Annotated in this window: 6 protein-coding genes; 3 read left to right on the forward strand and 3 right to left on the reverse strand. The window is 51.2% G+C overall.

Annotated elements, in window-relative coordinates:
• A partial coding sequence (locus B4H10_RS00025; RefSeq protein ID WP_292017950.1) for a YeiH family protein occupies positions 1-772 on the forward strand: 772 nt, incomplete at its 5' end.
• Positions 773-885: 113 nt separating this feature from the next.
• Here B4H10_RS00025 and B4H10_RS00030 read toward each other — a convergent pair.
• A complete protein-coding gene (locus B4H10_RS00030) occupies positions 886-1,647 on the reverse strand; it encodes an alpha/beta hydrolase (protein WP_075582200.1) in 762 nt (253 codons plus the stop codon).
• 212 nt (positions 1,648-1,859) lie between these two features.
• Between B4H10_RS00030 and B4H10_RS00035 the strand changes: the two genes are divergently transcribed.
• Complete coding sequence (locus B4H10_RS00035; RefSeq protein ID WP_292017951.1) at positions 1,860-3,170, forward strand: aminopeptidase C; 1,311 nt, start codon at positions 1,860-1,862, stop codon at positions 3,168-3,170.
• Between the two features lie 13 nt (positions 3,171-3,183).
• Positions 3,184-4,431 (forward strand): peptidase T, encoded by a 1,248-nt coding sequence (gene pepT / locus B4H10_RS00040; protein WP_292017952.1) that lies wholly within the window; start codon positions 3,184-3,186, stop codon positions 4,429-4,431.
• Between the two features lie 104 nt (positions 4,432-4,535).
• Here the strand turns inward: pepT and B4H10_RS00045 are convergent, their stop codons facing one another.
• Both B4H10_RS00045 and B4H10_RS00050 read right to left on the reverse strand, forming a co-directional pair.
• Positions 4,536-5,834: a lactate racemase domain-containing protein gene (locus B4H10_RS00045; RefSeq protein ID WP_150824547.1), complete on the reverse strand. Its 1,299-nt coding sequence runs from the start codon at positions 5,832-5,834 to the stop codon at positions 4,536-4,538.
• Positions 5,835-6,070: 236 nt separating this feature from the next.
• Positions 6,071-6,418, reverse strand: coding sequence for a MerR family transcriptional regulator (locus tag B4H10_RS00050; RefSeq protein WP_075582204.1), 348 nt, complete (start codon positions 6,416-6,418; stop codon positions 6,071-6,073).
• Positions 6,419-6,720: the final 302 nt, after the last annotated feature.

The following is a 6,720-nucleotide window of genomic DNA, read 5'->3' on the forward strand; positions in this document are numbered from 1 at the left end:
ATTCAAACTGAATCTGGTCATCCTGATGACGTCGGGGCTGCACAGTCTGGAAGCGGCTGTCGTCGTCGTTGCGGTGATGATCCTCATCAATTATGGCATGGCGCGGTTATTCCGGGTCGATCATACGCTGGCACTTCTTACGGCCTGTGGATGCAGCATCTGCGGGGCTGCTGCCGTCATGGGTATATCGGGGACGGTAAAAGCCAAAGCCAGCCAGTCTGTCCTGGCCGTAGCTGTCGTGGCCGTACTGGGAACGGTATTTACCCTGATCGAAGTCGGACTGCAGCCGCTGCTGGGATTTACGGACAGCCAGTTCGGTGTCATGGCCGGCCTCAGCCTTCATGAAATCGCCCATGCCGTGGCTGCCGGCGGCAGTGCAGGGCCGGTAGGAACGGATAGTGCCATCATCGCCAAGCTTTCCCGTGTCCTGTTGCTGGCCCCGGTCGCCATTATCGTGGGGATTCTCGAAGCCTGGCGCAACCGGCGGAACGACGATAGCAAGCAGGACATGAAAATCCCCATTCCCTGGTTCATGGGAGGGTTCATCTTGGCCAGTGCCATCGGTTCGTATGTGCCGGCTGTTGAAATACTGGTCCCGTATTTTGTACAGGCGGCCTATGTCATTCTGGGAATGGCTATGGCGGCATTAGGCCTGAATGTCAATTTCAGCGTCATTGCCAAAGAAGGGGTCCGTCCCATGGCGGGAGCCTTTTTGTGCTCCTTTATCATACTGGGGCTGGGCTGGTTCATTGCCTCCCATTATTTTATCTAAATATATGCTTCATAAATATAAAGAGACTGCCTATTGTGATGATCCGTTGCGTCAGATTACTGAATCTGGCGCAGAATCATACAGGGGCAGTCTTTTTTGTATATCCGTCTGTATCAGCTGAAAAATTCGATGATCTTGTGAATAGCCAGGGCCATGTGATTCGGGTTCTGGAAGGGGTGGTTGGCGCCTTCCACGGGGATGAATTCGATTACGTTGTTTTCGGCGAACCGCTGGGATGCTTCTATAGGGACCATTTCGTCCTTTGTCCCGTGGATGACGATCATGTCGTCGGCATAGTCGAAATACTCCTGCTTCATAATATCGAAATCCCGGAGCGAATCGAGGAAGTGCTGGTCGATTTTCATCTTCCGCTCAAACCCGATCTGGATTTCCTTTCCTTTGTGGAGTTTAGTCTTATCTGCTTCGGGAATAAAATCGCACATAGTCTGATACATATTGACGGCCGGGCAGCGCAGGGCTATTTTTTTAAAAGGATTTCCCCGTTCAATCAGGTAGCGGAGCGTGACGTAGCCACCGAAACTGGTGGAGTAGATGTAAAGCGTTTCCGCCTGAAGTTCTTCACGGGCGTACTGTATGACCAGATCGAGATAGGTCATGCATTCTTCGATGGTCAGTTTTTTCCGGGCGTCCTCTCCATGGCAGGGCCAGTCAAAGGCGAGGGCCGCATAGTCACTGTATTTCGATGCCAGATGTTCGCCAAAATGCTGTGTACCGGCCGTGTCTTTACTGCTTCCGAATCCATGGGTGACCAGGACGATATGAGAAAAGGTGCGGGCCGTTTTCTCATGGTCACTGAAAATCAGCCGGCAGCGGATACTATAGCCGTCTTTATTAATGTCAAATCGTTTTTCCATGACGTAATGCCTCTTTTAAGTGTTAAAATTTGTATTTGTTACGAAATAAGTATAGCAGAAATTGCCTGTTTAGAAAATATGCATGGTTTATAATTAAATGTTATGGACTAACTGCTGCACCTGTATCGCCACAGTGCCCCCGGTGTGGTACAATGACCTATAGGAGAGCTATGCTTTCCGATACAGTTGACTGATAAGTGAGGCGCTATGGTATGAAAACGATTACAACAGACGTATTGCAGCAGTTCCGCTCGGCTTATGAGGCCGATACGACAGCTCCGGTCCTACATGCGGCCCTTGCCAAAACAGACATGGCAGGCCTGTCTTATGTGCCCGGCGCGGCGGCACGGCTCAAAGGTGCTTTTTCTGTGGAAGTCAGGACGAGAGGCATTACGGCCCAGCAGAAATCAGGCCGCTGCTGGCTCTTTGCCGCCCTTAATATACTAAGAGAAATCGTGGCAGATACGTGTCACCTGAGTGAATTTGAATTGTCCCAGAATTACCTGTCCTTTTATGACAAACTGGAAAAGGCCAATAATTTCCTCCAGATGGTCATCGACCATGCCGATGAACCGCTCAAGGGACAGTGCATGCAGTATATCCTGCGCGGTATGAGCGATGGCGGATACTGGTGTGAAGCAGCAGACCTGATAAAAAAATACGGTGTCGTTCCCAAACAGGTGCAGCCAGAAACGTATCAGTCAGAACACACGGATCATTTTGTAGCTACAATCAATAAGCTTCTGCGCAAAGACGCCATGGAATTGCGGGAACTGGTCCTTACGGGCAAAGACCCGTATGCACGGAAACAGGAAATGATGCAGGAAGTCTACAAGGCAGAATGCATTGCCTTCGGGCAGCCCGTGGAAACTTTTGATTTCGCCTACCGCGATGCTGACGACACCTTCCATGAAGAACGAAACCTGACACCGCAGTCCTTCTATAAAAGATATGTCGGACTGGACCTGGACCAGTACGTGCCGGTCATCAATGAACCGACGGCAGATAAGCCGATGAATACTCCCATCCGGTTTCACGGAACGGAAAATATGGCAGACCGCGACATGACGGCTCTCAATATTTCCGGGAAAGAACTGGAAGAGTTGTGCATCAGGCAGTTAAAGGCCGGACAGGCCGTATGGTTTGCCTGTGATGCCGGCGCGGCCGGTGCGCGCAAAGAAGGCGTCTGGGACCCGGACAGCGTGCGCTATGAAGCGCTCCTTGGCGGCTTTTCCACGGCCATGCCCAAAGGAAAGCGGCTGGAATATAGAAGCAGCTCCGCTACGCACGCGATGATTCTGACGGGAGTCCATTTCGATGAATCGGGCCGTCCGGACCGCTGGAAGATAGAAAATTCCTGGGGCAAGGACGTGGGAGACAAAGGCTATTTCGTCTGCTCCGAAGCGTATTTCAATGAATTCGTCTACGAAGCCGTCATCCGCCGGGAACACTTCAGCCCGGCCCAGCTGGATATGCTGAAGAAAGAAGCCGTTGTCATCAATGCCTGGGATGAAGATGTGTAAGGGGGAATCTGACATGATAGACAGAGATATTCTGGTAAACCGTTTCATGAAATACGTATCCTTTGATACCCAGTCCGATGAAGATAACGACACGGTCTGCCCGAGTACGAAGGGACAGACCGTACTGGCGCAGTATCTGGCTGATGAATTGAAACGGCTGGGACTTCGTGATGTGTCTCTCGATGAAAACGGCTATGTCATGGCGACGCTGCCGGCCAATGGGGCAGAGAAGGCGCCTGTCGTAGGCTTTATTTCCCATCTCGATACGAGTCCTGATGCCCCGGGAGGCCCCGTCCAGCCTCACATTGTCACTGCCTATGATGGCGGGGATATCGTCCTCAATCAGGAAGAACACATCATCCTGTCCCCGAAGGATTTCCCCCGGCTTCTGGCGTATAAGGGACAGGATATCATGGTGACCGACGGAAAGACTCTGCTCGGAGCTGATGACAAGGCCGGGATGACGGCGATTGTCACTGCGGCAGAATACCTGCTCCATCATCGGGAAATTCCGCACGGAACCGTCCGCATCGGGTTTACACCGGATGAAGAAACGGGGCGCAGTGCCCTTCTCTTTGATGTGGCAAAATTCGCCGCTGATTTCGCCTATACCGTAGATGGCGGTGAACTCGGCGGGCTGGAATATGAAAATTTCAATGCTGCCAATCCAGTCATTACCCTGTATGGCCGCAGCGTTCATACGGGAGATGCCAAAGGAAAGATGATCAATGCCATTTCTCTTGCCTCAAAATGGCAGCAGATGCTCCCGGCAGGAGAAAAACCGGAATATACGGAAGGCCGGGACGGCTTTTTCCATGTCTATAAAATAAGCGGCGGAGTCGAACAATGCACCCTCCACATGCTCGTCCGCGACCACGACCGGGATCGCTTTGAAGCGCGGAAACAGTATCTCCGCAACATGGCCCGTTTTTTCAACGAAACATACGGCGATCATACGGTCGTCATCAAGGAACACGACGTGTATTACAACATGCTCGATGTCATACGCGACGGTCATATGGATGTAGTGGATCTGGCAAAGGATGCCATGAAGGCCGTCGGCATAACACCGGTCGTAGCGCCTATCCGGGGCGGTACGGACGGGGCCCAGCTTTCCTTCCGGGGACTGCCCTGTCCCAACCTCTTCACGGGCGGAGCCAATTTCCACGGGCGGTTTGAATACCTGCCACTGGATTCATTGAAAAAGTCCTGCGAAACGGTTATAGAGATCATCAAATTAGCGGCTGGTAAAGAGAAATAAAGATATAGAACGGTTATAGCAAAGGGGCTGCCTGATAGTGAGGCAGCCCCTTCGTTAGAATGAGGTAAAACTTTTGATAACACTGGCAGGTATCGTAAATATACTTACCAGAGATTATCTTCTTCATTGAATTTCCAGTCATAGGGATCCGATATGACTTCCATGGCGGGAATTTTCTGGATATCAGGGATGCAGGCAACGGAGCATTCCAGTTCATTCAGGGAAATCGTATTTTTGATGCGGACCACTTTTGCCTGTGACGGGTCGGGCAGGAAGGAATGGGCAATAGCCATTTCAATGGCATCTTTATCGCTGTTGGCATATAGCGGCATAGCGCCCATGTGGAATGACTTCGCTGTGATGATATTTGTATAGGTCATGGCAAAATCAATTTTATTGACGAAGCGATAGCTGATGATATCGGCTACGCCGGCTCCGGTTGCATTGCCGTGGGCCTTTTCCGTAATATCGAGCAGGACGATTTTTTCGATATCCGGTGCCAGTTTGTGGAAACCTGCAAACTGGCTTTCCCGTTCCGTACGGCCCGTTACGTTGGGGTCCATCCCGGCGCCGCTGATTTCCTTGCCGACTTCATCGATGACCAGCACGTCGATACGGGGCAGCAAAAGGTGGGGCATTTCTGCCCGTGCCAGCTGCTGCAGGCGGGCATCTTCTTCAAATAAACGGGGAGTCGGGATGACTTCCAGGTGGCCGATATGGTCGGAGGGACTCTGGGTCAGCCCGACCGAGAAGAATACCCGTACTTTCTTCAGGAAGGCTTCCGATACGCGTTCCAGGTTTTCGCCGAAGTGATCGTAGCCCAGGGAATGAAATGCGCTGGCGCCGCGGTGTTTTCCCACGCCGATGCAGATCATTTTCAAGAGACCCGATTCATGGGGCGCTTTGAAATGGGTGTGCGGTTTGATTTTGTTGAACAGAATGATCCCGTCGGCTTCGTAGGCGGCTTTGTCGCAATAGACCGGCATGCCATCGGGAAGCTGATCTACCTGTACTGTTTCCATGGTGGAGATGACCGGTACGCCCAAGTACTCTTCGCAGATGCCGAACTGGGCCAGATGCTGTTTCTGTCCTTCTGCTGTCGCACCGGCATGACTGCCCATGGCTGGGAAAATAAAGGGGCTGGCTCCCCATTCCTGCAGCTGGCGGCACAAAAGGCGGAGCAGTTCTTTGTAATACGGTACGCCACGGCTGCCGGCCGTAATGCCGATACGCTGGCCTTTTACAGCCGGAGCCAGTTCGCCTTCATGGGCGGAGAGCTGCTTCTGTAGTTCGCCTACGGGATCGGTCAGGTATTCATCGGGAAAGGTCTGGCGGACGCGGACCATATGAGGAATCGTGATGCCATCAGTGAGCGATTTTTTGTCGAGTTTTGGGAATTTCATACATAGTACCTCCTTTGCCGGTATTCTCAGTAAGTGGGAACAAAGATGAAACCGGACGATGAATTCTTTACCTATAGTATACCACTAGTTCATAAAACCATGATTAAAAGGTATAGAATAGACACCTAGCTTGACAGAAATGCGTAGCAGAAGGTACGCGAAAAGGCTGTCCTGCAGGTTTGGGCAATGATCCGCAGGGCAGGCTGTAACAGATTTCCTATATTTCCATTAATATATTATGATTCATCGAGAAGACGAAGTTTGGTGTCGAGGCGGTCCAGTGCCTCCTGCATATGGCGCATCCGTTCGCTCAGACGCTGCTTTTCCTGCAGGAGGATTTTCCGGCGGGCAGACCGGGTATCACCATCCTGGCGGTATAATTTCAGATAGGCAGCCAGACCTTCAATTGAGACATCGGCGGCACGCATGCATTTGATGAACGCAATACTGGCACAATTTTCATCGGTATATTCACGGATGCCGTTTTTATTGCGCGGCACCTGGCTGATAAGGCCGATTCGTTCATAATATCGCAATGTATCAGGGGTCAGATTATACTTTTCACTGACTTCTTTGATCTTCAATGGTATCACCTCTTAGTCCGTATTATAAATGATGGAGTACAGTCTAAGTCAACAGGTCTTTTGACGGTATTTTACGCTATCTTACGCTATCTTACGCTTGCTTTGAACTTGTGCCTTTTCATAAAAATGCTCCCTTCCCGGTAAACAAGCTTGTATTGTGTCACTTGTCTACCGGGAAGAGAGCATATCATGAGCAGACTGACCGCCTGATGGGGCAGCTTTTTGCGAAATTGTATTTCTTAAAATAAATGCTTGAGCCAGAGCAGGGCGACGGCAGCACCGGAGCAGAGGACGGCAATGGC

The organism is Megasphaera sp. UBA4382 (genome assembly GCF_002391155.1).
Taxonomy (GTDB): Bacteria; Bacillota; Negativicutes; order Veillonellales; family Megasphaeraceae; genus Megasphaera; species Megasphaera hexanoica.